Below are 24,802 nucleotides of genomic sequence, written 5' to 3' on the forward strand. Positions count from 1 at the left end.
GCGCTGCGAAGAGGCCAGATCAGCCAACACAAAACTCAGCGATAAGTCGGCAAGGCAAACCGCTGCTGGCTTTGCAGCATCGAAATCACCGGCAATTCACTGGCCTGCTCGGCCAGATCCCGGCGAATTGCACTGATCGCCCATGAAAGCTGCTCGGCACTGTGCAGTTGCGCATAGGTCAGCACCCGGCGGGTAACCTTGCCATCAGCAGCGCGCAGGGTCAGTAGCACACCGCCGTCGGGGCGGGCCTGGGTATTTACCTGGTAGGCCGAAAATACCGAAACGAACTTTTCCTGGATGAGGTCCATATCAACTCCTGGCTGTTGCGTGGCAGACATGAGTTGATGGTTGCAGTGACCGTGCCAGTATGTTTTTTTGAAAAAAATATTTAAATTCAGTCGGTTACGTCAATCCTTCCGAAACGCCGTCGTGCAACCTGCACGGTCGTGCATTTTGCACAGTGCATATTGCATGACCCGCGGCCAGCTATCGGCCCGATAGAATCTGAACCTTTGACCCGGCCGCCTTGCCTGACAAAGACTTGGGCAACGATTTCTGCCAGGAGGTTCCAGATGTCCAGCCAACCCACGCCCGCCGCCATGACCGACGACGAAACCGCCGCCTTCGCCGAGCAGGTGTTCGAACGTGCCCGCCGGGGCGATGCCGAGATGCTCGGGCGTCTGCTTGCCAGCGGCCTGCCGGCTAACCTGCGCAACCACAAGGGCGACACCCTGCTGATGCTGGCCAGCTACCACGGCCACCACGATGCCGTGCGCGTGCTGCTGGCGCACGGCGCCGATCCACTGATTGCCAACGATAATGGCCAGCTGCCCATCGCTGGTGCCGCGTTCAAGGGGGATCTGGCCATGATCCGCCTGTTGCTGGAGCACGGCGTGCCGGTGGACGCCGCCGCGCAGGATGGCCGCACTGCGCTGATGCTGGCGGCTATGTTCAACCGTGGCGAAATCCTCGACTACCTGCTGGCCCAGGGCGCCGACCCGACCCGCCAGGATGCCCGCGGTGCCACCGCACTGATGGCGGCGCAAACCATGGGTGCCGTGGACGCCGCAGCACGCCTGCAAGCGCTGGCCGGCTAACCGCAAGGGGGCATTTGCGGCTATCCTTGGCGACTTTTCACCCGTCGCAGGCCCCCTTTCATGAAAACTCAGTTGCTCGAATTCATCAGCCTCATTGGCGCTGGCTGCATGCGCGAGGAAGACATCGAGCGCATCGCCGACGAGGCCGCCCAGGCCTACGCCGATCCCGCTGCCTTCCTGGCCGCCAACCCCGACATCAACTACGACGACAGCTTCCCCATCCCGCTGGGCGAATGGGTGGTGCTGGGCAGCCTGCCGGACACAGTGGTGTTCCAGGCCGACAGCTACCAGGACCTGTTCCAGCAGATCGCCGATTCGTTCGACCAGAACGTGCCGCTCACCCTCAAGCCCAAGCAACTGGCCCGCACCGAGCCGCTGACCGCGCTCAATCGCATCCAGGTGCAGATGGGCGCGTTGAACAAAGAGGCCGGTGGTTATGTGCTGCTCAACTTCAGTCAGTTGCTGGATGACGAGTTGCAGATGGTGATGGTGGGGCAGAACGACCTGGCGCGGGTGCTGGAGCTGGGGGCAGAGGTGGGGATCAAGGTCGAGCCGGCCCTGGAAGCCCTGAAGGTCGCCATACACATCTGATTTCAGCGTTTGCTTCTTCGCGGGTAAACCCGCTCCCACAGGGATATCACTCCCCTCAAGCCCAGTGATATCCCTGTGGGAGCGGGTTTACCCGCGAAGAGGCCTGCACAGGCAGCTTCAAGCATCAGCCCAGCGCGGTATCGAGGAACATCATCACCGCAAACCCACCCATCAACCCCAGGGTCGCCGCTGTCTGGTGCCCATTGCGGTGGGTTTCGGGTATCACCTCGTGGCTAACCACAAAGATCATCGCCCCCGCCGCCAGCCCCATGCTCACCGGGTAGGCCAAGGCAAAGCCGGTCGAGATCCCCAGGCCGATCACCGCGCCCAGCGGCTCCATCAGCCCCGACCCGATCGCCACCAGCGCAGCCTTCAGGTTCGACAGCCCGGTAGCGCGCAAGGCCAGCGCCACGGCCAGCCCCTCGGGGATGTCCTGGATGGCGATGGCGCTGGTCAACGGCAGGCCGATGTTCATGTCGCCATTGGCAAAGCTTACGCCAATGGCCATGCCCTCAGGCAGGTTGTGCAGGGTAATAGCCAGCACGAACAGCCACACGCGGCTGATGCGCTCGGCCTCTGGGCCACATGGGCCGGTGCTTTCGTGTTCATGTGGGGTGAAGCGGTCCAGGCCCAGCATCAGCAGCACGCCCAGGCCCATGCCCAGCACCACGGTAAAGGCCGCGGCCGGGCCGTTGCCGGTAATTTCGCGGGCGGCATCCAGGCCCGGCAGAATCAGCGAGAACGAACTGGCCGCCAGCATCATGCCGGCGGCAAAACCCAGCATCACATCCTGGGTGCGCGCCTGGACATCACGCAGCACCACCGCCAGTACCGCGCCCAGCGCCGTGGCGCCAAAGCCGGACAACCCGCCCAGCATGGCAAGGTGCAGGTTGTCGGCGTGGTCGCCGTTCACCGCGTTCCACAGGCTGGCGGCTAGCAATAGCATCACTGCCAGCAGGCTGAGCCCAAGGCCGGCGCTGAGCCAGGGGGTGTTCACAGCCTGTTGGCGCCAGGCATGCAGCAGTGAGGGTGGAGCGGCGCTTTGGGTCTGGGCGGGTGGCATGCGAACCTCGAATCAGTGGATACCGGCAGTCTACTCAGGGACCTGGGCCAACCGCCAAGGATTCCCTTCTATTGCCTTGATAGCTGACTATGCTGTGCAGCAAAGCCTTTGACAGGAGTTTTGGCATGGGGTCGACGTTCAACAGCCTGGTCGGGCTGATCATCCTGGCGCTGGATATCTGGGCCATCCTCAATGTGATCAAGAGCGGCAGCGAAGTGGGCATCAAGGTCTTGTGGATCTTGCTGATCGCCTTGCTGCCGGTGGTGGGCCTGGTGATCTGGGCGATTGCCGGGCCGCGGGGGGATGTGCGGATCTGAATGTCTGTACCGGCCTCTACCCGGGTTTATCCGCGAAGAGGCCAGTACAGACAAAACCGGCAACACCCCCGTGACAAAATTTTCACATTGGTTTAAACAGAATCCGCACCCGCACAATGCTGCGTTGGTCTAGCGCCACCGCCATCTCCGCAAACCGTAATCCTAGGACCTTCCCATTCATGGCTAACCCGGACGCCTTGAAGCTACGGGGCGCGCGAGCGTCGTTCTCGCCGACCCTGAAATCCCACCTGGCCTACACGCTGCTCAGCGGCCTGGTGATCATGCTGATGCTCAGCCTCGTTCGCCTGGCGTTGCTGGTCTACAACAGCGACATGATCGGTGATACCCCCAGCGCGACCGTCGCAGAAGGCTTCCTCAACGGCTTGCGCTTCGATTTGCGGGTGGTGGTGTACATCAGCATTCCGCTGCTGCTGGCCATCCTCAGCCCCTGGGCCATGGCCCGGCGTGGCCTGTTCCGTTTCTGGTTGACCATCACCTCGAGCGTGGTGATGTTCCTCGGCCTGATGGAAATGGACTTCTATCGCGAATTCCACCAGCGCCTCAACGGCCTGGTATTCCAGTACATCAAGGAAGACCCGAAAACGGTACTGAGCATGCTCTGGTACGGCTTCCCGGTGGTGCGCTACCTGCTGGCCTGGTTGTTCGGCACCTGGCTGCTGAGCCTGCTGTTCAAGGGCATCGATCGCATGACCCGTGGCAAGGGCGCCGGCGAGGTGACCCTGCAGCGCCGCGCGGCGCCGTGGTACAACCGCCTGGCGGTGTTCATGGTGATCCTGCTGGTGGCCGTGGTCGCCGCCCGTGGCACCTTGCGCCAGGGCCCGCCGATGCGCTGGGGGGATGCCTTCACCACTGAATCCAACTTCGTCAACCAGCTGGGCCTGAACGGCACCCTGACCCTGATCGATGCCGCCAAGAGCCGCTTCGGCGAGGACCGCGCCAACATCTGGAAGCCGGTGCTGGAGCAGGATGTGGCCACGCAGAGCGTGCGCGAGCAACTGCTGACCGCCAACGACACCCTGGTCGATGCCGACGAGGCCGCCATCCGCCGCGACTTCGTGCCGCCGGCCGAGCGCACCTTGCCGATCAAGAACGTGGTGGTGATCCTGATGGAAAGCTTCGCCGGCCACTCGGTCGGCGCGCTGGGCAGCCCCAACAACATCACCCCGTACTTCGACAAGCTGGCCAAAGAGGGCCTGCTGTTCGACCGCTTCTTCTCCAACGGCACCCATACCCACCAGGGTATGTTCGCCACCATGGCCTGCTTCCCCAACCTGCCAGGCTTCGAATACCTGATGCAGACCCCGGAAGGCGGCCACAAGCTGTCCGGGCTGCCGGCCTTGCTCAGCGCTCGCGATTACGACGATGTGTACGTCTACAACGGCGACTTTGCCTGGGACAACCAGTCCGGCTTCTTTGGCAACCAGGGCATGACCACCTTCATTGGCCGTAACGACTTCGTCAATCCGGTGTTCTCCGACCCGACCTGGGGCGTATCCGACCAGGACATGTTCGACCGTGGCGCCGAAGAGCTGGCCAGGCACGACGGCAAGAAGCCGATCTACGCGCTGCTGCAAACCTTGTCCAACCACACTCCGTATGCGTTGCCCAAGGACCTGCCGGTAGAACCGGTGACCGGCCAGGGCCGCCTGGACGAGCACCTGACTGCCATGCGTTATTCGGACTGGGCGTTGGGGCAGTTCTTCGAGAAAGCGCGCAAGGAGCCGTACTTCAAGGAAACCCTGTTCGTCATCGTGGGCGACCATGGCTTTGGCAACCACCAGCAGGTCACCGAGCTGGACCTGGGCCGCTTCAACGTGCCGCTGCTGCTGATTGCCCCGGGCATCCAGGAGAAGTTCGGTGCGGTCAACCACACCGTGGGCACCCAGGTCGACATCGTGCCGACCATCATGGGCCGCCTGGGTGGCCAGGCCCGTCACCAGTGCTGGGGCCGCGACCTGCTCAACCTGCCTGAGGGTGACCAGGGCGTGGGCATGATCAAGCCATCGGGCAGCGAGCAGATCGTTGGCCTGGTACAGGGCGACCGCATCCTGATCGAGTCCAAGGACATGACCCCGCGCATGTACCGCTACCAGCTGGGTAGCGAGTTCAAGGCCGAGTTGATCGAAAGCCCGGACCAGCCGGAGATGCTGAAGAAGCTGGAAGCGTATATCCAGACGGCAACCAAGAGCTTGCTGGATAACACGGCCGGTGTAGTGCACGGCACTCCAAAGTAGAAGCTGGATCGCCAGGTGGACCTGGGCCGTGTGGGAGCGGCCTTGTGCCGCGAAAGGGCTGCGCAGCAGCCCCAGTTCCAGTATCCATGCATAAATCGCCGGGGCCGCTTTGCGGCCCTTTCGCGACACAAGGCCGCTCCCACAAAAGCCGCACCGTTAGCAAGTCATCTGACTGAACATTCTCCCCGCCCCAAGGTCACTTGTTTCAGGCATCACACACCCGATGTTCGTTGACTGAGAGGGGCCGTTCAATGAAAGAGTGGGAAGTCATCTTTGCCGACCAGAAGGGCGTGCTCACCACCCTGACGCTGCGCGGCGAGCAGTGCCCCAGCGAGGAGGATGCCGCGCGGGCCATCCGTTCGCACCTGTTCCCGGTGATGGACGAACTGGACCTCAACGACTTCCAGGACCGCGCCATTTCCCCCACTGCACGCTGGCTCAAGGAGCAGACTGGCGTGACCATCACCAGTATCCACGAAACGCCCTGAACCACACGTTTGCGTGGTGCCATGGCAAGCACTACGCTGCATGAAGGTGCCAGCCCACTCTGCGGGTCAGCACTGCATCCCTTCGCGTCTTGCATCAGCTCGAACTGCCCGGCAGCTGCCGGCAGGTGCGTAGTGCACGGAAAGTCTATCCATCGCATTATTCAGGAGGACGTTTCATGAGCAGCCAGAACGACGATATCAGCAGCAACGTCCTGCGTCAGATGAAGGCAGGCGGTTTCGACTTCACACAGATCCACCCCATTGAGTTCTACGCCATATTCCCCGACGAAGCAGGGGCCCGCCGCGCGGCCAGGCAGTTTCGCGGCGAATCGCTGAATGCCCAGGTGAAGGAGTTGGGCGACGGTGCCTGGCATCTGGAGCTGAGCAAGGTCATGTATGCCACCCATGGCGGGATTGGCGACTTCGAAGAGGCCTTCGAGCAGATGGTGACACCCTATGGTGGTGAGGTGGAAGGGTGGGGGGTCAAGCAGGAGCGGCCCATAGCCTGATACTTTGGGAATTTGGGGCCGCTTTGCGGCCCCAAGGTTCTCAATGCCTGCGCCCAGCCATATGCGTCAAATAGGCCAGCAATTCATCCAGCTCCGGCTCACTCAAAACACTCTCTGCAAACCCCGGCATCTTCGCCTGCGGCCACCGCCGCAGGCTCTGCGGGTCACGAATCAGCTGGCGTAGATACTCAGGTCGAAAGTACTCGGTCGGGTTATGCGGCACATTCAAGTCCGGCCCCACCTGCGCATCACCCGCGCCGTTCAGCCTATGGCACGCCAGGCAATTCTGCTGGAACAGGGTAAAGCCCCGGCGTACCGGGCTGTCGGCCGGCAGCTTCGGATCGGGCAGCAGCGCCGGAAAACGCGCTTCGACAGAGGCCAGCTTGCGAATAGTGGAAATCTGGAACGGCCACTGCTCCGGGCGGATGCCGCTGGCCTGCGGTGCAGTCCACACCAGGTAGAACGGCCCCGCACTCGGTTTGCCCTGGGCCAGTGGTGGCCACGGCTGGCCTGGGTCCTCCACTGCCAGCCAGGCCTGTGCCGGCCCATGCTGTAACAGCGGCGCTGCGGGCATTTCGGCGGCAAAGCCGTCCAGCGCCACCGCCTGCAGATGGTCGCTGGCGCTCACGCCGTCCAGCAGCGCGGCCAGCGGCACCGCCCGATAGTGCATGAGCCGCTTGTAGGAAACGTCCTGCTCGATGCTGATGTCCCGGGCCAGCGGGTGGTCGAGCAGTTCGGCACTGCTCCACTGGCGCGTCGTGGCGCCCAGTTCAAGGTGCAGTTGCGCCGCCGACAGCGGCAGGCTCAGGAGGAACACTAACAGGGCAAGGCAGTTGCGCATGGGTAATCTCCGACCATCAAGGCCAGCAGGTTACCTGTGCGCTGCCTGTTGGCGCCACAGCGGCAGTCAGCCGAACAAACGTGTCAGGTTCGGCAGGATCAGCAGCAAAGTCGTGGCGAAGAGAATGAGCCCAGCTTGGCGAATTTTCGATTGTCTGAACATGGCGGACCGCCTTCTTGTTGTTATTCCTGAATACCCGTTGGCTTCCCTGTCGCGCTTCGGGTCGATCGCAGTAGCGTTGCGTGACGCCTGAACTGCCTGCCTCTTGAAAGTGGATATACAACCAACATTAGGGTGTGCGTCATCCATGTTTGAGAACCCTTTGTTCTAATGATCTGGTCCGTTGATTTCTGTTAGCTATGAGGCCAAGTGCCAGCCGGCTGGCATGCTCTCGCTAGACGGTGGCGCAAGTGCCAGCACGGCGCCGACGAAATGTGACCGTTCGTCAGTGCAGCCTACTTGCTTGTACGTGCCTTTCGCGTCAGTCTCTACAGCAGATTCCCACCCATGTCGTTCAGGACTACCCCTATGTCGTTACGCATCTGCATCCTTGAAACCGATGTCCTGCGACCGGAGTTGACGGCGCAGTACCAGGGCTACGGCAGGATGTTCGAGCAGCTCTTCTCGCGTCAGCCTATCGCCGCCGAATTTCGTGTGTACAACGTGATGAACGGCGATTACCCCGCCGACAACGAAGCATTCGATGCCTACCTGGTGACGGGCAGCAAGGCCGATTCGTTTGGTACCGACCCGTGGATCCAGACCCTCAAGGCCTACCTGCTGAAGCTGTATGAGCGTGGCGAGAAGCTATTGGGTGTGTGTTTCGGCCACCAGTTGCTGGCATTGACCCTGGGTGGCAAGGCCGAGCGTGCCGAACAGGGCTGGGGCGTGGGTATCCACCGTTATTCGCTGGCGGCCCATGCACCGTGGATGGACCCGGAGGTGTCGGAGCTGACCTTGCTGATCAGCCACCAGGACCAGGTGACCGAGCTGCCGGAAGGTGCCACGGTGATCGCCTCCAGCGATTTCTGCCCGAACGCGGCGTACCACATTCGTGACCAGGTGCTGTGCTTCCAGGGGCACCCGGAATTCGTGCACGACTACTCCCGCGCGCTGCTCGATGCGCGCCAGGAGCATCTGGGCGATGAGGTGTACCACAAGGCCGTGGCCAGCCTGGCCGCCGAGCATCAGGGCGACCTGGTGGGGGAGTGGATGTTGCGGTTTATCCAGCACCCGATCAGCAAGCACGACGCGGCGTGAGGGCCGGGGCCGCAAAGCGGCCCCTACAATCTCAAAGCCAGCCCGATTTCTTGAAGCTGGCATACAACCCGGTACAGCCCAGCCCAATTACCCCCAATACCCCGAAATACCCATAGTGCCATCCCAGCTCCGGCATGTTCTGGAAGTTCATCCCGTAAATCCCGGCAATTGCCGTGGGGAACGCCAGGATCGCCGCCCAGGCCGCGAACTTGCGCTGCACGATGCTCTGCCTTGACGATTCCAGCAGCATGCCGATCTCGATGGTCTGGCTGGCGATGTCGCGGATACCGGCCAGGTCTTCCATCTGCCGCGTCACGTGGATCTGCACATCACGGAAGTACGGGCGCATGTTCTTGTCGATGAACGGGAAACTCAGGCGCTGCAGTTCCTCGCTCACTTCCACCATCGGCGCCACGTAGCGGCGCAGGCGCAGGATGTCGCGGCGCAGACTGTGCAGGCGGCGGATATCGTCCTCCTGCAGCGAACCGCCAAGCACGCTCTGCTCCAGTTCTTCGATCTCGCCATGAATGGCCTCGCTGACCGGCTGGTAGTTCTCGGTGACGAAGTCGAGCAGGGCGTACAGCACGAAATCTTCGCCGTGCTCCAGCAGCAACGGCCGCGCTTCGCAGCGCTGGCGCACCAGGGCGTAGGATTTGGAGTGGCCGTTGCGGCAGGTGATGATGTAGCCGTTGCCGGCGAAGATATGTGTTTCGATGAACTCCAGCTTGCCTTCGTGGCGCACCGGCGAGTAGGTGACGATGAACAGGGCGTCGCCGAAGGTTTCCAGCTTGGGCCGGCTGTGCTTTTCCAGGGCGTCTTCGATAGCCAGTTCGTGCAGGTTGAACTGGCATTGCAGGTTGGCCAGTTCCTCGGCGTTGGGCTCTTCCAGGCCGATCCACACAAAGTGCCCCGGCTTGCGGGCCCACTCACTGCCTTCATCAATGCTGATGTTGGTCACTTTTCTGCCGGCGCTGTACACCGCCGATGCCACGACTCGCCCCATGGTTGTTCGCTTTTTACGGTTGAACACGGGTTACAGCTTGGGCTGTCGTGGGCTCAAGAGCAACCTGCCGTGGCCAGTTCCCTTTCCATGCGGTCGATGCACTGCTGCATCTGCTCCCGGCATTGTTCGATCAGCGCCGGCAGGTCCTGCAAGGTCATGCCCGCCGTGGCGATCGGTGGGAGAGAGCGCACGATGACCGTGCGCTGCCGCCAGCTGTTCAGGCTCAGGCGCCTGGCATAGCGGCTGACACACACTGGCACGATCGGCACGCCAGCCTCGATGGCCATGTGAAACGCGCCTTTCTTGAAGGCCAGCAGGTGCTCGCCAGCGTTGCGCGTGCCTTCGGGGAAAATCCAGATCGAGGTGTCGTCTTGCAGTACCCGGGTGGTCTTCTGCATGGCCTTGCGTGCCTGGTAGGCGTTCTTGCGGTCAACCAGCACATTGCCGCCTAGCCAGAACAGTTGGCCGAACAGCGGGATCCAGCCCAGGCTCTTCTTGCCGATGGCCACGGTGCGTTGTGGCACCACCTGGCCCAGCAAGAACAGGTCGAAATTGGACTGATGGTTGGCAACGATCACACATCCGGGTGGCTGGTCCCACAGCGGACCGACTTCGGCCTTGACCCTGATGCGCATCAGCCAGGTGGCCGGCAAGCTGTAGAGGCGGGCGAACAGGCGGCTGTTGTCGGGGTTGAAGGGGCGGCACAGGCCAATGACCAGGCCCAGGGCACCAACCACAAGGAAATGCAGCGCCAGCAGGAACATGCGCAACGAATAAAGCATGGTACGACTCACACCAGACAGTCGCCGGGCAGTGTACGGGTGTGCACTGGTTGGGGCAAACCTTGGTGTGAGCCTGTTCCGGCCTCTTCGCGGATAAACCCGCTTCCACAGGTGAAGCGGGGCTTCTGTGGGAGCGGGTTTACCCGCGAAGAGGCCGGTCCGGCTAGCCCATATGCTGCTGGTCCAGCTCGATCGCCTTGTCCAGCGCCTCCAGCAGGCCTTTGCGCACCTTCAGCTTGGTGTTCTTGTGCGCCAGCATGTTCAGCTTCTTCAGCTCCCGCGCCGCCGCCAGTGCCGCTTCCTGCAACTGCTCGGCCGGCACCACTTTGTCGAGGAAGCCGGCATCCACCGCGCCCTGCGGGTCAAACACCTCGGCATTGATCACCGAGCGGTGGAAGGCCGAGCGGCGCAGGCGGTCGCGGGCCAGCTCGATGCCGGCATGGTGCATGGTCATGCCGATCTGCACTTCGTTCAGGCACACTTTGTACGGCCCTTCGACACCAATGCGGTAGTCGCCCGACAGTAGCAGGAAGGCGCCTTTGGCTACGGCATTGCCCGGGCAGGCGACCACCACCGGGAACGGATGCGACAGCAGGCGGCGGGCGAGGGTGGAGCCGGCGGTGACCAGGCTGATCGCCTCTTTGGGGCCGCTGGTCATCACCTTGAGGTCGTAGCCGCCAGACAGGATGCCGGGCTGCCCGGTGATGATCACCACCGCGCGCTCTTCGGTGGCGCGGTCGAGCGCGGTGTTGAAGGCGGCGATGACGTCTGGCGAGATGGCGTTGACCTTGCCGTTGTTCAGGGTCAGGGTGACGATGCCGTCTTCGGCGTGGTAGGTAATCAGCTCGCTCATGGCAGAGTCCTTTTGTTGGCGTGGCGACGACGTTACCCAGCGCCACGGGCGAGGTAAAGCAGTAAGGCTGACTGGTCGGTCAGCGCTCGCCGGGGCTCAAATGCAAATGCATGAAAAAATTGAAAAAAATGCTTGCCAAAGGGAAAGCCTTTCACTAAATTAGCGCACCTCGACAGGCTGCAAGGCTTGGAGAGAAACGGTGAAGTGTCCGAGTGGTCGAAGGAGCACGCCTGGAAAGTGTGTATACGAGAAATCGTATCAAGGGTTCAAATCCCTTCTTCACCGCCACATTCTACGAAGAGCCCCCGAGCTGAGAAGCCGGGGGCTTTTTGTTTCTGGGGCCGCTTTGCGGCCCATTCGCAGCACAAGGCAGCTCCTGCAGGGGCGCACCCCATCCTGTAGGAGCAGCCTTGTGCTGTGAATGGGCTGCAAGGCAGCCCCAAAAATCTAGAAGCTGACCGAAGCCGACAGCCGAGCCGACCGCGGCGCCCCCTGGAACAGGTAGTTATCCCCCAGGTAATCCCCCACATCGCGCCAATAACGCTTGTCGAACACGTTATCCACAGTCAACCGCAGCACCGTGTCATACCCCCCGATACGCGTGCGGTAGCGGCTACCCACATCGAACACCGTATACCCACCAACTTCCACATTCCCCGCCTGGCTCGCATATTTGCTGGCGCTGTAACGCGCCCCGCCCAGCAGTGCCAACCCCGCTACCGGCAGGGTGTATTCCGCCTGCAGCGCCGCCCGGAACCTGGGCACGTTGATCGCCTGGTGGCCTTCATAGGCATCGGTATCGCTGTTCTGCACCCGCGCCCGAATGGCCGCAGCGCTGGCCTGCACCTGCAGGTTCGAGGTCACCCAGCCGCTGGCGCCCAGTTCCAGGCCGGTGTTCTTCTGCTGGCCTTGCTGCACATAGGTGAAAGTGCCGGCGCCGTCCGGGCGCGCGTACTGGTATGCCTGGCGTATCTGGAACAATGCGGCGCTGAAACTCAGGCCTTGCCAGTCGTGTTTGAGGCCCAGTTCCAGTTGATGCGAAGTCGTGGGCGCGAGGATTTCGGCTGCGTTGCTGGCAAACCAGGGCGCTGTGCCGCCGGCTGACAGGCCTTTGGCGTAGCTGGCGTACAAGGTGGTGTCCGGCTGAGGTTTGTAGATAAGCGCGGCATTGGGCAGCAACTCGTATTGTCGAGTATGGCGGCCGGCAACGCCATTCTCGTTCCAGGTCTTTTCATCCAGGCGTACTTCACGACCGCCCAGCACGGTCTGCCATCGCTCGTTGAAGCTGATACGGTCGCTGACGAACAGGCCGTACTGGCGGCTGTCCAGGCGACGCTCGCTAGGCCCTATGGATTTGTCGGAAGGCGGCTGGGCTATCGACCCAGTGTAAATATTGCCGCCGTGCTCCAGAAGTTCGTTGTAGTAAGTCCGCTGATCCAGAGTTCGGCGTTGAGCGCTGGTTCCTACGATCAGTTCATGGCTGGTGCCTGCTATGTCAAACCTGCCATTGAGCATAGCCTGGGCTTCATCGATGCGACGAGTGTCGTCGGGGCTGCGAAAATCGTAGATGTCGTAGTCACCTTCCGGGCTAAAGTGCGACTGCATACCATCTTCGCTGCCCCACGCAAACGAGCTGTAGTCATCGATCACGACCTTGCTGCGCGAGGCACTCAAGGTACCGGTCCAGGCCTCGTTGAAACGATACTCGAAGCGCCCGCCCAGGTTCAGTGAATCGTTCTGCACCGGCTTGGCCCAGTGCTGGTAGGCCAGGCGGTCTTCCGGGTCGATGCCATGGGGTACTTCGCTGCCACCGAGCAGCTGGTAACCCGGCACCGAGCGCTGTTCACGGTGCTGGTATTCGGCATCCAGCTGCAGGGTGGCATCCGGGTTGATCTGCCAGTCGAAGGCCAGCGAGGCGAAGTCGCGCTTGCCGTCGGCGTGGTCGACGTATGAGCGGATGTCTTCATGGGCCAGGTTGGCCCGCAGGCCGAACTGCCGCTCGCTGCCGAACCAGCCGCCCAGGTCGGTGGCCAGATAGCGTTCGCCCTGTTCGTTGGTCGACACCGTGATACTGCGCACGTCTTCGGCGCGCTTGGTCACGTAGTTGACCAAGCCGCCCGGCTCCGACACGCCGCTCTGCAGCCCGGACAGCCCCTTGAGCAACTCCACCTGCTGCTTGTTCTCCAGGGCCACGTTCTGCTCGCCGGCAATGGTCTGGCCATTGATGCGGTAGCTGCTGGCGGCATTCAGCTCGAAGCCACGCACGTTGAAGTTTTCGTAGTAACCGATGGGGGCGTAGCTTTCGCCTACCGAGGCGTCGCTTTGCAGCACTTCGCTGAGCTTGCGGACCTGGCGGTCTTCCAGCAGCTGCTGGCTGAACACGCTGATCGAGGCCGGGGTGTCGAGCAAGGGCGCGGGCTGGAAGCCGCCTACTGCTGCCTGGCGTGCCTGGTAGCCGTCGTCGGCGTAGGTGTCGGAGACCTGCAGCGGGGCCAGTAACACGCTGTCTTCGGCAAGCGCATGTGGGCAATGCAGGGCCAGGCCCAGGCTGAGCAGGCTCAGAGGCAGGCGGGGGTGACGCGGGGGCATGCGGTGGGGCTCCTGGATGCGCACACCTGTGCCGGCCTCTTCGCGGGTAAACCCGCTCCCACAGGGATATCACTGAACCTGAGGATAGTGATTTTCCTGTGGGAGCGGGTTTACCCGCGAAGAGGCCGGCACAGGCCATGAAAAAGGCGGCATCTTACAGCCGCCTTCAACATAAAACGATCCAGGCCCGGTGATATTCAGTCTTGGTTGGCCGGCCGCCTGTGCTGCCGCCAGTTGTCATCGATCTTCGACCAGGTCTTGCCATCGGTAATGGCCATAAGCTTGCGCCCGTCCTTGAAGGTGGCCAGGAAGGTGGCTTCTTCTTCCTTGCCACCCAGCCACAGCCCGGCCAGCAACCCCACCGGACCGGCCACCAGGGCGCCGGCTACGCCCCAGCCCAGGGCGCTGCCAAGGTTACGGCTGGACTCCAGGCTGGCTAGCCGGAGGTCGCTGATGCGTGCCAGGGAAATCCGCTCGCCCGGCGAGGGGCTGCGCGGGGTCTTGAGTGTGAGCGATCCGTTGCGATACTCGCCTTCACCTTGCAAGAAATCGCCGGATTGCACCGTGAGTCTTGTCATAACGTCGTCCTGTCAGGGAAAGGGCATTGACCAGCGCCTACTGAGCGCTGACCGGGCGGGCAAGTCAACGGCCATGCGACGGAGGGTCGTGCGGTGCATTGTCGCCATGGCTAATGGCCTCTTCGCGGGCATGCCCGCGAAGAATCCGACAAAAATCTTTCAGGCCGCCTGGAAAGCGTGCTTGCGCTTGCGCTCGGCCAACCCCCACGCCAGCAACGCCAGCCCGCCAATCACCAACCCCGCCACCACGATCCCCATCCAGCCCTGGCGCTGGAACAACTGCGTGCCCAGCAACGACCCTAATGCCCCGCCAATGAAGTAGCAGGTGATATACCCGGCATTCAGCCGCGTGCGCGCCTCGGGCCGCAGGGCAATCACCGCATTCTGGTTGCTCACGTGCACCAGTTGTACTGCCAGGTCGAGCATCAGCACGCCCAGCAGCAAGGCCAGCAACGACTGCTCGGCGAAGCCCAGCGGCACCCATGACAGCAGCAATACCACCAGGCCCACGGTGGTGCCCAGCGAACCCTTGCCACGGTCGGCCAGGCGACCCGCCCAGTTGGCCGACAGTGCACCCGCTGCACCGGCCAGGCCGAACAGGCCTATCACCGCGTCCGAATAGTGATACGGGCCTTTCGCCAGCAGGAACGCCAGTGGCGTCCAGAACAGGGCGAACAGGCTGAATGCCAGCAGGCCGAGCAGCGAACGCAGGCGCAGCACCGGTTCTTCGAGGAACAGGCGGAATACCGAGCCGATCAGCGCCGGGTATTTCAGGCCGGCATGGCTGTGGTGTTGCGGCAGGCTGCGGTACAGCGCCACGGCGGTGATGGCCATCAGAACCGCGGCCAGCACGTAGATGCTGCGCCATCCACCCAGTTCGGCCATGAACCCGGCGGCGGTACGCGCCAGCAGGATGCCCAGCAGCAATCCGCTCATCAAGGTGCCGACCGCGCGCCCGCGCTGGTGTGGCTCACTGAGGGTCGCAGCCATGGGCACGAGGATCTGCGCCACCACCGAGAACAGCCCGGTCAGCGCGGTGCCAAGGATCAGCCAGGGAAGGCTCGGTGCGCAGGCGCTGATGACCAGGCCCAGGGTGGAAATGGCGGTCATCACGGTGATCAGCCGGCGCTGCTCGAACAGGTCGCCCAGCGGTGCCAGCAGCAACAGGCCGGCGCCGTAGCTGAGTTGCGCGGCAATGACGATGCTGCCGGCACTGGCGGTGCTCAGGCCGAACTGCTGGGCGATGCTGTGCAGCAGCGGTTGCGCATAGTAGTTGCTGGCCACGGCCAGGCCGGTGGCGGTGGCCATCAGCAGGATCAGGGCACGGCTGAGAGTGGGGGCGTTCATGCAGTTCTCGTTGCGGGCAGGAGTAAGGGGGGATTATCGGAAAGTGTCGGGCACGACATCAATGCATTGTGTGGCAAGGCAGGGCGGGGGAGGGTGTTGCTGGAGGTTGGGCAGCGGTTGAACCTGTGCCGGCCTTTTCGGGTAAACCCGCGAAGAGGCCGGAACAGGCAACCCTTCAATCAGGCTGCAAACCCGCCATCAATCGTCAAGCTGGCCCCAGTGACATACCCCGCCTCAGGCCCCGCCAGGTAAGCCACGAAGCTGGCAATCTCATCCGCCTCGCCATACCGCCCGATCGCCATCAGCGGGATCAGGCTGTCAGCGAACTCGCCGCTGGCCGGGTTCATGTCGGTGTCCACCGGCCCTGGCTGCACGTTGTTCACGGTAATGCCTTTCGGCCCCAGGTCACGTGCCATGCCGCGGGTCAGGCCGACCAGCGCTGATTTGCTCATGGCATAGGGGGCGCCACCGGCAAACGGCATGCGCTCGGCATTGGTGCTGCCAATGTTGATGATGCGCCCGCCTTGGCCCATGTAGCGTGCCGCGGCCTGGCTGGCAACGAATACGCTGCGCACGTTCACCGCCAGCATGTGGTCGAAGTCGGCCAGGTCGAATTCGGTCACCGGCGCTACCGCCAGCACACCGGCGTTGTTGACTAGGATATCCAGCCGGCCGAAGGCCTTCACCGTGTCATCCACGGCCAGTTGTACGGCCGCTGCGTCGGCACTGTCGGCCCGCAGGGCCAGCGCCTTGCCGCCGTTTTCGGTAATTTCCTCAACCAACTTCTGCGCCGGGCCGGCGGAACTGACATAGGTGAAGGCCACCTGTGCGCCTTCGCGGGCCAAGCGTCGCACGATGGCTGCACCAATGCCGCGGGAACCGCCCTGTACCAGGGCCACCTTGCCTTCGAGTGTGTGTTGCTTGGACATGTTGATCTCCTGCTGGAAGCCAGGCCGGAATGCCTTGGATGGGCGCAGTATCGGCGTTTGATTACCTGCTGATAAGATGGTAATCACTATCAGCAGAGTAAACCTTTGGTTGCCAATCATGGCCATGGAATCTTTCAACGCGTTGGAATGCTTCATTCGCAGTGCCGAGGTCGGCAGCTTTGCCGAGGCCGCCAGGCGCCTCAGCATTACCCCGGCTGCCGTAGGCAAGCATGTTGCCCAGTTGGAAGCACGCCTGGGGGTGCGGTTGTTCCAGCGTAGTACCCGCAAGCTGACCCTGACCGAAGCAGGGCAGCGATTTCTGGGGGAGGTCAGTGACAGCTTTCGCACCATCCAGTACGCCGTGGCCAACCTGGCCAGCAGCGAAGGCCAGCCGGCCGGGTTGTTGCGGGTGAGCATGGGCACGGTGTTCGGGCGCTTGTATGTGTTGCCATTGCTGGGTGAGTTCCTGCGTCGCTACCCGGCCATTACCCCGGACTGGCATTTTGACAACCGTCAGGTCGACCTGATCGGCCAGGGCTTCGATGCGGCGATTGGTGGTGGCTTCGATCTGCCGCCGGGGGTGGTGGCGCGCAAGCTGACCCCGGCGCATCGGGTGCTGGTGGCGGCGCCGGCGTACCTGGGCCGGCACGCGCCGATTGACGACCCGCAGGTACTGCAACGGCATGACGGTATCCTGATCCGCTCGCCGCAGACCGGGCGGGTGCGCTCATGGCCGTTGACCAGCCGTTGGCAGGTGCAGCAGCCACTGCAGTTGCGCCAGGCGATGACCATGAGCGATTCGGATGCGGCTTGCGCGGTGGCTGAGCAGGGCTTGGGGATTGCCCTGGTGAGCCTGCCGTTTGCCGTGCCGTACCTGGAAGGCGGGCGGCTGCGGCGGGTGCTGCCGGACTGGTATGTGGACGATGGGCATATCAGCCTGTATTTCGCCGAACACAAGCTGTTGCCAGGCAAGACCCGGGCGTTTGTCGATTTTGTGGTGGAGCAGTTCGCAGAGCAGGGTTTGGCGCGGCGGTTCGATGCCTTGCAATCCGTGTAGGAGCAGCCTTGTGCTGCGAAGAGGCCGGTAAGGCAAGAGATCTTCTGTGTTGCTCATGGCCCCTTCGCAGCACAAGGCTGCTCCTACAAGGGGTATCACTGGCCTGAGGAGCGAAGAGGCCGGTTCAGACAATATCGACGATGACCAATGCCTGTGCCCCCAGGCTTACCTCATCATCAACCTTCTTGCCGACCAGTTGTTGCCCCAGCGGCGAGCGCGGGGTAATCACCGTCACCAGCCCATCCCCCTCGCCAATCTTCAACCCCGCCGCCTCGGGCCCGAGGAACAGTCGGCGCTGCCCGCCATCTTCATCTTCCAGTGTCACCAGGTTGCTCACCTGCACCCCGCGTGCCGGGTCATGATCGCGCAGCAGCAGTTGCTGGTAGGTCAGCAGCGCCTTGCGGATCTCGGCGCTGCGGCGGGCCTGGCCGGTGGCCAGGTACGAGGCTTCCAGGCCAAGGGTGTCATACTTGTTCTCGGCTATGTTCTCTTCGGCTGTGGCGGCTTCGTAGGCGGTTTGCGCCGCGCGGGTCAGCACATCCAGGTCATGTTCGAGGGTGGCGACGATCTGCGCCAGCAGGTGGGGCTTGTCCATGGTCAGTAACAGAACTCCAGCACGTTGGCCTGGCTTTTGTCGGTGGGCGCGGTGCGGTTCTGCTGTAGCCAGAACTGGCACTTGGGGCTGTTGAGGTTGCGCGGGTTACCCTGGGCGGCCTCGGCGGCCTGTTGCAGTTCCTGCTTGTGCAGGATGTCCTTGTAGCGTTCGAACATTTGCGCCTGGGCATCTGCCACAGGGGCTGGTGCTGGCGGCGTGGCAGGCCGGTATGCGCTGGGGGCCACGGCCTGGGCCAGTGGCTGTACCTGTTGTGGCCACAGTTGCAGGGCCAGCCAAAGGCTGGCGGCGATGGCCACGGCGCCCAGCCACAGGCCAAAGGCAACGCACAGGATCAACGGCAACGGCTTGAGAGTGATCTTCAATTCACGGTGGCGCGGCATGGCAGCCTCCTGACAGGGTGTTCGGGGAGCATTGTCGCATGCGCCTGGGCATTTTTCCGCGCAGGTGCTTTTTTCAGCGACAAATTATGCGCAGAATGCGCGGTTTTTCCGCTGGGCGAGGGCAGGGCACATGAAAGCCACCTGGGACATCTTCTGCAGCGTCGTCGACAACTACGGCGATATAGGCGTGACCTGGCGCCTGGCCCGGCAGCTGGTGGCCGAGCACGGCCTGGCAGTGCGCCTGTGGGTGGATGACCTCAATGCGTTCACACCCATGTGCCCAGAGGCCGATGCCACCGCCCTGCAGCAGTGGCAGCACGGTGTGGATGTGCGCCAGTGGCCGGTGACCTGGTTGCCGGTGGCGCCGGCTGATGTGGTAATCGGTGCCTTCGCCTGCCAGTTGCCAGCAGCTTATGTGGAGGCAATGCGTGCTCGCGCCACGCCGCCGCTGTGGCTGAACCTCGAATACCTCAGTGCCGAGGACTGGGTGGAGGGCTGCCATGGCTTGCCTTCGCCGCAGCCCAATGGCTTGCGCAAGGTGTTTTTCTTTCCCGGCTTTACCGAAAAAACCGGTGGCCTGCTGCGCGAGGGCTCGCTGCTGGCGCGGCGTGATGCGTTCCAGCAGGGGGCAGGGCAGGCCTTCTTGCAGGGGCTTGGCGTAACCCCTGAAGCGGGGGCGTTGCTGATGTCCCTGTTCGCCTACGAAAACCCGCAACTGGGCAACTGGCTTGATGCCATGGCCTCAGGCGAGCAACCTTGTCACCTGCTGGTGCCGCAAGGGCGCGTGGTCGCGGGGCTCAGCCAGTGGCTTGGCGAGGCGCCGCTGCAAGTGGGCAGTGTGCACAAGCGAGGAGCGCTGACCGTGCAGGTACTACCTTTCGTCAGCCAGGACGACTACGACCGGTTACTGTGGAGCTGTGATTTCAACGCCGTGCGCGGCGAAGACTCGTTCGTGCGCGCGCAGTGGGCCGGGCAGCCGATGCTGTGGCACATCTACGTGCAGGACGAGAATGCCCATTGGGAAAAGCTCGAAGCGTTTCTCGCGCATTATCGACACGGGTTGTCAGGCGATGCCGATGCCGCCCTGCTTGGCCTGTGGCGTGCCTGGAACATGGATCGCGACATGGGGCAGGCCTGGCAGGCGGCCCGCCAGCACTGGCCAGAACTGCGGCAGCATGCCCGGCTTTGGGCAACGCGACAGGCCGCTCAGCCGGACCTTGCCACAGCGCTAGTACACTTTTACCGAAATTCGCTATGATACGCGGCCTCGATTTTTATAAATCCATCCAGATTCGGATACTTCGTAATGAAAACTGGTAAAGAACTGAAACCCGGTACCGTCCTGCGGATCGACAACGACCCGTGGCTGGTTCAAAAAGCTGAGTTCACCAAGTCGGGCCGTAACAGCGCGATCATGAAGACCAAGCTGAAGAACCTGCTGACCGGCTACAAGACCGAAACCGTCTACGGTGCAGACGACAAGCTGGACGACGTGATCCTGGATCGCAAAGAAGCGACCCTGTCGTTCATCAACGGTGACGAATACACCTTCATGGACACCACCGACTACACCATGTACGAACTGAACGCCGAGGACATCGAAGCCGTTCTGCCGTACATCGAAGAAGGCATGGAAGACGTCTGCGAAGCCGTGTTCTTCGAAGGCCGCCTGGTATCGGTTGAACTGCCGACCACCATCAGCCGCCAGGTTGTCTACACCGAGAACGCTGCACGCGGCGACACCTCGGGCAAGGTCATGAAGCCTGCCAAGCTGAAGAACGGTACCGAGATCTCGGTTGCCGACTTCATCCAGATCGACGAGTGGATCGATATCGACACTCGCGACAACAGCTTCAAAGGCCGCTCCAAGAAGTAATCCTTCTTGTGAAACGCAAAAAACCCGGCCTTGGCCGGGTTTTTTTATGCCTGTGGCTTACACGGTCACATGCAGGCGCACATCCACATTGCCGCGGGTGGCGTTGGAATACGGGCACACTTTGTGCGCCTTTTCCACCAGCCCTTCGGCATCGGCCTGAGCCAGACCCGGCAGGTTGATGTGCAGGTCGATGTCCAGGCCGAAACCACCCGGAATCTGGCCGATGCCCACCTTCGCGGTGATCGAGGCATCCGCCGGCAGGGCTTTTTTCTCTTGCCCGGCCACGAACTTCAGGGCACCGATGAAGCACGCCGAGTAACCTGCGGCGAACATCTGCTCGGGGTTGGTGCCGTCACCGCCAGCGCCACCCAGTTCCTTGGGGGTGCTCAGGCTGACCACCAGCTTGCCGTCACTGGAGCGGGATTTGCCATCGCGCCCACCGGTGGAGGTAGCTTCTGCGATGTACAGCGGAGTGACCTTTTGCATCTTGAGCCTCGCTAATGTGCTGTGCGCTTCCTGTCTGGAGGAGGGCGCGGGTTGGTGTGGGATTTAAATTAGCGCGCAATTAGTTAGTGCGCAAGATAAATCGTCACCGTTCATCCGAACGGCCATTGCACAGCATAGCTGTCAGAGGTTTTTCTGCAGGTTCTCGCGCAGCGCCAGCAGGTCGGCTTGCAGCTGTTGCAGTTGTTCCAGGCTGCGCCCGCTGGCCTTGAGGATGCACTGTGGCACTTCCCTGGCTTGCCGCTGCAAGTCGCGACCCTTGTCGGTCAGTTGCACCAGTACCACCCGTTCGTCCTCACGGCTGCGGTTGCGTTGTAGCAGGCCTTCGCTTTCCAGGCGCTTGAGCAGCGGCGTCAGTGAGCCGGGGTCGGTGAGCAGGTGCTGGCTGATCTCTCCTACGGTCAGGCCGTCGTGCTCCCACAGCACGAGCATGGCCAGGTACTGGGGGTAAGTCAGGCCCAGGGCCTGCAGCAGCGGTTTGTAGACCTTGGTCATCAGCAACGAGGTGGAGTGCAGGGCGAAACAGACCTGGTTTTCCAGCAGCAGCTCGTCACAGGAGGCTTGGGTGTTGGCGTTCATGCAGGTCCTTGAAGGTAATCAATGGGAAAGTCTGGCGCGCTGATCATTATTGCGCGCATTACTCGCGCAATTCACTGCGCAAGGCCAGATCCCAAGGTGGGATTGGGCTGAAGCGGCTCTTGAGGAATTCGAGCAGCAAACGGCTGCGAGAGTTCGTTTCATGTTCCAGGCGTAGCGCGTAGATACCGCTGGTTTCGGCTTCGGGCAAGCCACCGTCGCAAAACAACGGTATCAGCTCGCCGCGCAATAGGTATTCGCTGATCAGCCAGGTGGGCAGATGGGCTATGCCTAGGCCGGCGAGGGCGCCGAACAGCAGGGTTTCGGCGTTGTTGGCGGCCATGCGCATGCGTGAGGGGCGGTACAGGCGGGTTTGCCCGGCCACGTTGAAGCGCCAGGCGAATGGCGGCGCCAGGCCGTCCCAGTCCAGGCCATCGTGCCCGGGCAGTTGGCTGGGGCAGGTGGGCATGCCGCGGCTGGCCAGGTAGGACGGGCTGGCGCAGGCGATGCGCACCATGTAGGCCAGTGGCGTGGCGACCAGTCGGGTATCGGCCAGGGGGCCCGCGCGCAGCACCAGGTCGACCTCGCCCAGGTGGCTGCCATGCAGGTCGACGAAGCTGTCGATCAGGCGCAGTTGTACATCCAGGCCTGGGTAGGCCACCAGAAAGTCGGCGATGGCCGGGGCCAGGTGGCGGCGGCCGAATGCGGCGGGAGCATCGATACGGATCAGGCCCTCGGGAGCATTGCTCAGCGACACCGCTTCGGCGCGGGCCAGGCGCAGCTCCTCGATGATGCGCCTGGCCCGTTCGGCAAAGGCATTGCCTGCGGGTGTGGCGCGCACGGCGTGGGTGCTGCGGGTGAACAGGCGACTGCCCACGGCGTTTTCCAGGTTGTCGATGCGCCGGGCCACCGCGGACGGGGTCAGCGGATGGCGGCGGGCGGCGGCAGAAAAGCTGCCGGTTTCCAGCACATCGAGGAACAGGCTCAGCTGGTCGGTCAGGGTGTCGGGGCTCATGGATACCTGCTTTTGCGAAAAACGCACAGCCATTGTGCGCTGCTGTGCGTTTCCCCGCTAGCCCGCAATCGATAGCATGCTTGCATCATGTGTTCTGGCGGATGAGGCCCTGATGATCGAGTGGTTGTTGTATATCGTGTTGGGCGCAGCCCTGGGGACCATGGGTGGCCTGTTCGGCATTGGTGGCGGGCTGATCGCTATTCCGGCGCTGGGCGTGCTGTTCGGCCTGGATCAGCAGTTGGCGCAGGGCACGGCGCTGGTGATGGTAGTGCCCAATGTGTTGCTGGCGCTGTGGCGTTATCACCAGCGTAACCGCATCGAACTGCGCTATGCCGTGCCGCTGTCGCTGTGCAGTTTCGCGTTCGCCTGGCTGGGGTCGATCTGGGCGGTGGGGCTGGATGCACATTCCATGCGCCTGGGGTTTGTCGGCTTTCTGGTTGCCCTGGCGTTGTGGAATGTGGTGCGGATGTTCATGAAGGTGACGCCACCCAGCGCCGAATTGCGCTATGCCTGGCCGTGGTTGGGAGTGCTGGGCAGCTTTGCCGGGGCCATGGGTGGTTTGTTCGGGGTGGGTGGTGCCGTGGTGGCCACGCCGATCCTGACCAGTGTGTTCGGTGCCACCCAGGTGGTGGCGCAGGGGTTGTCGCTGGCGCTGGCGGCGCCAAGTACCTTGGTGACCTTGGTGACCTATGGGGTACACCACAGTGTCGACTGGGGGGTGGGGATTCCGCTGGCGGTGGGGGGCTTGCTCAGCATCAGCTGGGGGGTGAAGTTGGCCCATGCGTTGCCGGAGAAAGTGTTGCGGGCGATGTTCTGCCTGTTTTTGGTGGTGTGTGCGGTGATGCTCGGGTTCGAGCTTTGAGGGGCTGCGCAGCAGCCCCAAGTTACTTGAACCCTTCGACAATGTAGTCGGCCATGCAATCGGTGATCGGTGAAGGGTTCTGGGTACTGCGCACCAGCATCACATTGGCCACCGGTAACTGCGGCAACCCTTCGCTCTCGCCCAAAATGCGGATATTCCCGCCAATCAGGCTCTGCAACTGCGCGGTCACCGCCAACCCTGCGGTGACAATGGCAAAGATCGCCGCCAGGCTCGGGCTGGTATAGGCAATGCGGTAGTCGATGCCCTGGGCCTCCAGGGCATTGCAGGTCCATGCACGGCAGAAGCAGTCGGTGTTGAACAAGGCCACCGGCATGGGGCGTTGCTCTTGCGGGCAGAAGCCTTCGGCCGCTGCCCACACCAGGCGCTCCTGGCGCAGCAGCTGGCCAATCTCGTTGCCCGGCTCACGGGTGACGATGGTCAGGTCCAGATCCTGGCGCAACATCAGTTGCTTGGACGAGTCGCAATGCACTTCTACCTGCACCAACGGGTAGGCCTGGGCAAAGCTCGACAGGATGGTCGGCAGAAAGCGCATGGCGTAGTCGTCCGGTGTGCCGATGCGTACTACCCCGACCATGTGCGGCATGCGCAGGGTGTTGAACACTTCTCCGTGTAGCTTGAGGATGCGCCGGGCATAGCCCAGCAGCACCTGGCCTTCGGCAGTCAGGCGCACCTGGCGGCCATCGCGCTCAAACAGCTGACGCTGCAGGATGTCCTCCTCCAGGCGTTTCATCTGCATGCTCACCGCCGACTGGGTGCGGTTGACCACCTCACCGGCACGGGTGAAGCCGCCCTGCTCAGCGATGGCCACGAAGGTGCGCAGTACGTCCGCGTCGAGGCTCTGGTACTGGGACATTGCATCAATCTCCGAGATGGATGGCATCAGAAACATTCGTTGGATTGATCTTATGCCTGGGTTGAAACTGAGGCCATCAACACGGAGGGCTTCACGATGAAAGGTCATGTCAGCAGCATCCAGCAACCTGCCTTTTCCCTGAACCACCTGTGGCATGCCGCCCTGCAGCGCCCGGCGCGTTGGCTGCAGCTGTACCGCCAGCGCCAGGAATTGGCCAGCCTCAGTGATGCGACCTTGCACGACCTGGGGTTGAGCCGGGCGGATATCCAGCAAGAGGCCGAGCGGCATTTCTGGGATGACCCGCTGAGGAGGTGAGTTGGGGCGCAGAGGTGTTTGGCTGGAGGTTTTTAGCGCCTGTGAGATCGAGCGCCGCCCGCGCGGCGCTTCGCGGGGCAAGCCCGCTCCCACATTTGTGGACTGCCCCCAAGAAGTTGGACACCAATCCAACCCGTGGGGGATCTATGGGTAAATACACAGAGCAGTTCAAGCTCACGGCTATCACCGCTTACCTAGAGGGCAACCGGGGCTTTCGCAAGGTGG

29 protein-coding genes and 1 tRNA gene are annotated in these 24,802 nt (G+C 62.6%); 13 read left to right on the forward strand and 17 right to left on the reverse strand.

Annotation, left to right across the window (positions count from 1 at the left end):
* Positions 1–35: 35 nt before the first annotated feature.
* A complete protein-coding gene (locus CAY82_RS13190; protein ID WP_013971511.1) occupies positions 36–308 on the reverse strand; it encodes a DUF3509 domain-containing protein in 273 nt (90 codons plus the stop codon).
* Between the two features lie 264 nt (positions 309–572).
* Between CAY82_RS13190 and CAY82_RS13195 the strand changes: the two genes are divergently transcribed.
* Complete coding sequence (locus tag CAY82_RS13195) at positions 573–1,097, forward strand: ankyrin repeat domain-containing protein (protein WP_087501586.1); 525 nt, start codon at positions 573–575, stop codon at positions 1,095–1,097.
* A gap of 60 nt (positions 1,098–1,157) precedes the next feature.
* Entirely contained in the window at positions 1,158–1,688 is a 531-nt protein-coding gene (locus CAY82_RS13200) for a hypothetical protein (protein ID WP_087501587.1), read from the forward strand.
* Positions 1,689–1,812: 124 nt separating this feature from the next.
* Here the strand turns inward: CAY82_RS13200 and CAY82_RS13205 are convergent, their stop codons facing one another.
* Positions 1,813–2,751, reverse strand: coding sequence for a ZIP family metal transporter (locus CAY82_RS13205; RefSeq protein WP_087501588.1), 939 nt, complete (start codon positions 2,749–2,751; stop codon positions 1,813–1,815).
* A 125-nt stretch (positions 2,752–2,876) separates the two neighbouring features.
* Between CAY82_RS13205 and CAY82_RS13210 the strand changes: the two genes are divergently transcribed.
* The 4 genes from CAY82_RS13210 to CAY82_RS13225 all read left to right on the forward strand — a co-directional run bounded on the left by CAY82_RS13210 (position 2,877) and on the right by CAY82_RS13225 (position 6,320).
* Complete coding sequence (locus CAY82_RS13210) at positions 2,877–3,068, forward strand: PLDc N-terminal domain-containing protein (protein ID WP_087501589.1); 192 nt, start codon at positions 2,877–2,879, stop codon at positions 3,066–3,068.
* A 179-nt stretch (positions 3,069–3,247) separates the two neighbouring features.
* Positions 3,248–5,323 carry an LTA synthase family protein gene (locus CAY82_RS13215; protein ID WP_087501590.1) on the forward strand — a complete coding sequence of 692 codons (2,076 nt, stop codon included), beginning with the start codon at positions 3,248–3,250 and terminating at the stop codon, positions 5,321–5,323.
* Between the two features lie 251 nt (positions 5,324–5,574).
* Complete coding sequence (locus CAY82_RS13220) at positions 5,575–5,811, forward strand: hypothetical protein (protein WP_087501591.1); 237 nt, start codon at positions 5,575–5,577, stop codon at positions 5,809–5,811.
* 176 nt (positions 5,812–5,987) lie between these two features.
* Entirely contained in the window at positions 5,988–6,320 is a 333-nt protein-coding gene (locus CAY82_RS13225; RefSeq protein ID WP_087501592.1) for a ribonuclease E inhibitor RraB, read from the forward strand.
* A 40-nt stretch (positions 6,321–6,360) separates the two neighbouring features.
* Here the strand turns inward: CAY82_RS13225 and CAY82_RS13230 are convergent, their stop codons facing one another.
* Together CAY82_RS13230 and CAY82_RS26090 are read right to left on the reverse strand one after the other, a co-directional pair.
* Complete coding sequence (locus tag CAY82_RS13230) at positions 6,361–7,161, reverse strand: cytochrome c (protein ID WP_087501593.1); 801 nt, start codon at positions 7,159–7,161, stop codon at positions 6,361–6,363.
* Between the two features lie 66 nt (positions 7,162–7,227).
* On the reverse strand, positions 7,228–7,470 hold the full coding sequence (locus tag CAY82_RS26090; protein WP_140399107.1) for a hypothetical protein: 243 nt from the start codon (positions 7,468–7,470) through the stop codon (positions 7,228–7,230).
* A 219-nt stretch (positions 7,471–7,689) separates the two neighbouring features.
* Between CAY82_RS26090 and CAY82_RS13235 the strand changes: the two genes are divergently transcribed.
* Positions 7,690–8,421: an amidotransferase gene (locus CAY82_RS13235; protein WP_087501594.1), complete on the forward strand. Its 732-nt coding sequence runs from the start codon at positions 7,690–7,692 to the stop codon at positions 8,419–8,421.
* Positions 8,422–8,452: 31 nt separating this feature from the next.
* Here CAY82_RS13235 and CAY82_RS13240 read toward each other — a convergent pair whose 3' ends face one another.
* The 3 genes from CAY82_RS13240 to CAY82_RS13250 all read right to left on the reverse strand — a co-directional run bounded on the left by CAY82_RS13240 (position 8,453) and on the right by CAY82_RS13250 (position 11,059).
* On the reverse strand, positions 8,453–9,424 hold the full coding sequence (locus CAY82_RS13240) for a magnesium and cobalt transport protein CorA (RefSeq protein ID WP_087501595.1): 972 nt from the start codon (positions 9,422–9,424) through the stop codon (positions 8,453–8,455).
* 53 nt (positions 9,425–9,477) lie between these two features.
* Positions 9,478–10,206, reverse strand: a complete 729-nt coding sequence (locus CAY82_RS13245; protein WP_087501596.1) for a 1-acyl-sn-glycerol-3-phosphate acyltransferase — start codon at positions 10,204–10,206, stop codon at positions 9,478–9,480.
* A gap of 163 nt (positions 10,207–10,369) precedes the next feature.
* Complete coding sequence (locus CAY82_RS13250; protein ID WP_087501597.1) at positions 10,370–11,059, reverse strand: crotonase/enoyl-CoA hydratase family protein; 690 nt, start codon at positions 11,057–11,059, stop codon at positions 10,370–10,372.
* A gap of 198 nt (positions 11,060–11,257) precedes the next feature.
* Between CAY82_RS13250 and CAY82_RS13255 the strand changes: the two genes are divergently transcribed.
* Positions 11,258–11,347, forward strand: a tRNA-Ser gene (locus tag CAY82_RS13255).
* Positions 11,348–11,506: 159 nt separating this feature from the next.
* Here the strand turns inward: CAY82_RS13255 and CAY82_RS13260 are convergent.
* From CAY82_RS13260 to CAY82_RS13275, 4 genes are all read right to left on the reverse strand, one after another.
* Complete coding sequence (locus CAY82_RS13260) at positions 11,507–13,648, reverse strand: TonB-dependent siderophore receptor (protein WP_087501598.1); 2,142 nt, start codon at positions 13,646–13,648, stop codon at positions 11,507–11,509.
* 197 nt (positions 13,649–13,845) lie between these two features.
* Complete coding sequence (locus tag CAY82_RS13265) at positions 13,846–14,226, reverse strand: hypothetical protein (protein WP_087501599.1); 381 nt, start codon at positions 14,224–14,226, stop codon at positions 13,846–13,848.
* 159 nt (positions 14,227–14,385) lie between these two features.
* Positions 14,386–15,573 carry an MFS transporter gene (locus CAY82_RS13270; protein WP_087501600.1) on the reverse strand — a complete coding sequence of 396 codons (1,188 nt, stop codon included), beginning with the start codon at positions 15,571–15,573 and terminating at the stop codon, positions 14,386–14,388.
* A gap of 179 nt (positions 15,574–15,752) precedes the next feature.
* Entirely contained in the window at positions 15,753–16,502 is a 750-nt protein-coding gene (locus tag CAY82_RS13275) for a 3-oxoacyl-ACP reductase family protein (RefSeq protein ID WP_087501601.1), read from the reverse strand.
* Positions 16,503–16,620: 118 nt separating this feature from the next.
* Here CAY82_RS13275 and CAY82_RS13280 point away from each other — a divergent pair, with 118 nt between their 5' ends.
* Positions 16,621–17,559, forward strand: a complete 939-nt coding sequence (locus tag CAY82_RS13280; protein ID WP_087501602.1) for a LysR family transcriptional regulator — start codon at positions 16,621–16,623, stop codon at positions 17,557–17,559.
* Positions 17,560–17,683: 124 nt separating this feature from the next.
* On the opposite strand, the gene CAY82_RS13285 is transcribed toward CAY82_RS13280, so the two are convergent.
* Positions 17,684–18,154 (reverse strand): GreA/GreB family elongation factor, encoded by a 471-nt coding sequence (locus CAY82_RS13285; RefSeq protein WP_087501603.1) that lies wholly within the window; start codon positions 18,152–18,154, stop codon positions 17,684–17,686.
* Positions 18,155–18,156: 2 nt separating this feature from the next.
* Positions 18,157–18,555, reverse strand: a complete 399-nt coding sequence (locus tag CAY82_RS13290) for a hypothetical protein (RefSeq protein ID WP_087501604.1) — start codon at positions 18,553–18,555, stop codon at positions 18,157–18,159.
* A gap of 130 nt (positions 18,556–18,685) precedes the next feature.
* Between CAY82_RS13290 and earP the strand changes: the two genes are divergently transcribed.
* A complete protein-coding gene (gene earP, locus CAY82_RS13295; RefSeq protein WP_087501605.1) occupies positions 18,686–19,813 on the forward strand; it encodes an elongation factor P maturation arginine rhamnosyltransferase EarP in 1,128 nt (375 codons plus the stop codon).
* 48 nt (positions 19,814–19,861) lie between these two features.
* Positions 19,862–20,431, forward strand: a complete 570-nt coding sequence (gene efp / locus CAY82_RS13300) for an elongation factor P (RefSeq protein ID WP_013971530.1) — start codon at positions 19,862–19,864, stop codon at positions 20,429–20,431.
* A gap of 57 nt (positions 20,432–20,488) precedes the next feature.
* On the opposite strand, the gene CAY82_RS13305 is transcribed toward efp, so the two are convergent.
* From CAY82_RS13305 to CAY82_RS13315, 3 genes are all read right to left on the reverse strand, one after another.
* Positions 20,489–20,917 carry an organic hydroperoxide resistance protein gene (locus tag CAY82_RS13305; protein WP_013971531.1) on the reverse strand — a complete coding sequence of 143 codons (429 nt, stop codon included), beginning with the start codon at positions 20,915–20,917 and terminating at the stop codon, positions 20,489–20,491.
* Positions 20,918–21,058: 141 nt separating this feature from the next.
* On the reverse strand, positions 21,059–21,514 hold the full coding sequence (locus CAY82_RS13310; RefSeq protein WP_087501606.1) for a MarR family winged helix-turn-helix transcriptional regulator: 456 nt from the start codon (positions 21,512–21,514) through the stop codon (positions 21,059–21,061).
* 58 nt (positions 21,515–21,572) lie between these two features.
* On the reverse strand, positions 21,573–22,526 hold the full coding sequence (locus tag CAY82_RS13315; RefSeq protein ID WP_087501618.1) for a LysR family transcriptional regulator: 954 nt from the start codon (positions 22,524–22,526) through the stop codon (positions 21,573–21,575).
* A 112-nt stretch (positions 22,527–22,638) separates the two neighbouring features.
* Between CAY82_RS13315 and CAY82_RS13320 the strand changes: the two genes are divergently transcribed.
* Positions 22,639–23,388, forward strand: a complete 750-nt coding sequence (locus CAY82_RS13320) for a sulfite exporter TauE/SafE family protein (RefSeq protein WP_087501607.1) — start codon at positions 22,639–22,641, stop codon at positions 23,386–23,388.
* A 22-nt stretch (positions 23,389–23,410) separates the two neighbouring features.
* Here CAY82_RS13320 and CAY82_RS13325 read toward each other — a convergent pair whose 3' ends face one another.
* Positions 23,411–24,262 (reverse strand): LysR substrate-binding domain-containing protein, encoded by an 852-nt coding sequence (locus tag CAY82_RS13325; protein WP_061552405.1) that lies wholly within the window; start codon positions 24,260–24,262, stop codon positions 23,411–23,413.
* A gap of 96 nt (positions 24,263–24,358) precedes the next feature.
* Here CAY82_RS13325 and CAY82_RS13330 point away from each other — a divergent pair, with 96 nt between their 5' ends.
* On the forward strand, positions 24,359–24,577 hold the full coding sequence (locus CAY82_RS13330; RefSeq protein WP_015269375.1) for a DUF1127 domain-containing protein: 219 nt from the start codon (positions 24,359–24,361) through the stop codon (positions 24,575–24,577).
* The last annotated feature ends 225 nt before the right edge of the window (positions 24,578–24,802 follow it).

The sequence above is a fragment of the Pseudomonas sp. SID14000 genome, assembly GCF_002165135.1.
Classification (GTDB): Bacteria; Pseudomonadota; Gammaproteobacteria; order Pseudomonadales; family Pseudomonadaceae; genus Aquipseudomonas.

What these genes read in the sequence shown, in the direction of transcription:
- CAY82_RS13225 (WP_087501592.1), top strand. Translation starts at nt 5,988, where the DNA reads ATGAGCAGCCAGAACGACGATATCAGCAGCAACGTCCTGCGTCAGATG.
- efp (WP_013971530.1), top strand. Translation starts at nt 19,862, where the DNA reads ATGAAAACTGGTAAAGAACTGAAACCCGGTACCGTCCTGCGGATCGAC.
- CAY82_RS13315 (WP_087501618.1), bottom strand. Translation starts at nt 22,526, where the DNA reads ATGAGCCCCGACACCCTGACCGACCAGCTGAGCCTGTTCCTCGATGTG.
- CAY82_RS13310 (WP_087501606.1), bottom strand. Translation starts at nt 21,514, where the DNA reads ATGAACGCCAACACCCAAGCCTCCTGTGACGAGCTGCTGCTGGAAAAC.
- CAY82_RS13245 (WP_087501596.1), bottom strand. Translation starts at nt 10,206, where the DNA reads ATGCTTTATTCGTTGCGCATGTTCCTGCTGGCGCTGCATTTCCTTGTG.
- CAY82_RS13320 (WP_087501607.1), top strand. Translation starts at nt 22,639, where the DNA reads ATGATCGAGTGGTTGTTGTATATCGTGTTGGGCGCAGCCCTGGGGACC.
- CAY82_RS13235 (WP_087501594.1), top strand. Translation starts at nt 7,690, where the DNA reads ATGTCGTTACGCATCTGCATCCTTGAAACCGATGTCCTGCGACCGGAG.
- CAY82_RS13290 (WP_087501604.1), bottom strand. Translation starts at nt 18,555, where the DNA reads ATGCCGCGCCACCGTGAATTGAAGATCACTCTCAAGCCGTTGCCGTTG.
- CAY82_RS13270 (WP_087501600.1), bottom strand. Translation starts at nt 15,573, where the DNA reads ATGAACGCCCCCACTCTCAGCCGTGCCCTGATCCTGCTGATGGCCACC.
- CAY82_RS13230 (WP_087501593.1), bottom strand. Translation starts at nt 7,161, where the DNA reads ATGCGCAACTGCCTTGCCCTGTTAGTGTTCCTCCTGAGCCTGCCGCTG.
- CAY82_RS13265 (WP_087501599.1), bottom strand. Translation starts at nt 14,226, where the DNA reads ATGACAAGACTCACGGTGCAATCCGGCGATTTCTTGCAAGGTGAAGGC.
- CAY82_RS13275 (WP_087501601.1), bottom strand. Translation starts at nt 16,502, where the DNA reads ATGTCCAAGCAACACACACTCGAAGGCAAGGTGGCCCTGGTACAGGGC.
- CAY82_RS13240 (WP_087501595.1), bottom strand. Translation starts at nt 9,424, where the DNA reads ATGGGGCGAGTCGTGGCATCGGCGGTGTACAGCGCCGGCAGAAAAGTG.
- CAY82_RS13190 (WP_013971511.1), bottom strand. Translation starts at nt 308, where the DNA reads ATGGACCTCATCCAGGAAAAGTTCGTTTCGGTATTTTCGGCCTACCAG.
- CAY82_RS13215 (WP_087501590.1), top strand. Translation starts at nt 3,248, where the DNA reads ATGGCTAACCCGGACGCCTTGAAGCTACGGGGCGCGCGAGCGTCGTTC.
- earP (WP_087501605.1), top strand. Translation starts at nt 18,686, where the DNA reads ATGAAAGCCACCTGGGACATCTTCTGCAGCGTCGTCGACAACTACGGC.
- CAY82_RS13280 (WP_087501602.1), top strand. Translation starts at nt 16,621, where the DNA reads ATGGCCATGGAATCTTTCAACGCGTTGGAATGCTTCATTCGCAGTGCC.
- CAY82_RS13205 (WP_087501588.1), bottom strand. Translation starts at nt 2,751, where the DNA reads ATGCCACCCGCCCAGACCCAAAGCGCCGCTCCACCCTCACTGCTGCAT.
- CAY82_RS13250 (WP_087501597.1), bottom strand. Translation starts at nt 11,059, where the DNA reads ATGAGCGAGCTGATTACCTACCACGCCGAAGACGGCATCGTCACCCTG.
- CAY82_RS13210 (WP_087501589.1), top strand. Translation starts at nt 2,877, where the DNA reads ATGGGGTCGACGTTCAACAGCCTGGTCGGGCTGATCATCCTGGCGCTG.
- CAY82_RS13200 (WP_087501587.1), top strand. Translation starts at nt 1,158, where the DNA reads ATGAAAACTCAGTTGCTCGAATTCATCAGCCTCATTGGCGCTGGCTGC.
- CAY82_RS26090 (WP_140399107.1), bottom strand. Translation starts at nt 7,470, where the DNA reads ATGGATGACGCACACCCTAATGTTGGTTGTATATCCACTTTCAAGAGG.
- CAY82_RS13285 (WP_087501603.1), bottom strand. Translation starts at nt 18,154, where the DNA reads ATGGACAAGCCCCACCTGCTGGCGCAGATCGTCGCCACCCTCGAACAT.
- CAY82_RS13330 (WP_015269375.1), top strand. Translation starts at nt 24,359, where the DNA reads ATGAAAGGTCATGTCAGCAGCATCCAGCAACCTGCCTTTTCCCTGAAC.
- CAY82_RS13195 (WP_087501586.1), top strand. Translation starts at nt 573, where the DNA reads ATGTCCAGCCAACCCACGCCCGCCGCCATGACCGACGACGAAACCGCC.
- CAY82_RS13220 (WP_087501591.1), top strand. Translation starts at nt 5,575, where the DNA reads ATGAAAGAGTGGGAAGTCATCTTTGCCGACCAGAAGGGCGTGCTCACC.
- CAY82_RS13305 (WP_013971531.1), bottom strand. Translation starts at nt 20,917, where the DNA reads ATGCAAAAGGTCACTCCGCTGTACATCGCAGAAGCTACCTCCACCGGT.
- CAY82_RS13260 (WP_087501598.1), bottom strand. Translation starts at nt 13,648, where the DNA reads ATGCCCCCGCGTCACCCCCGCCTGCCTCTGAGCCTGCTCAGCCTGGGC.
- CAY82_RS13325 (WP_061552405.1), bottom strand. Translation starts at nt 24,262, where the DNA reads ATGTCCCAGTACCAGAGCCTCGACGCGGACGTACTGCGCACCTTCGTG.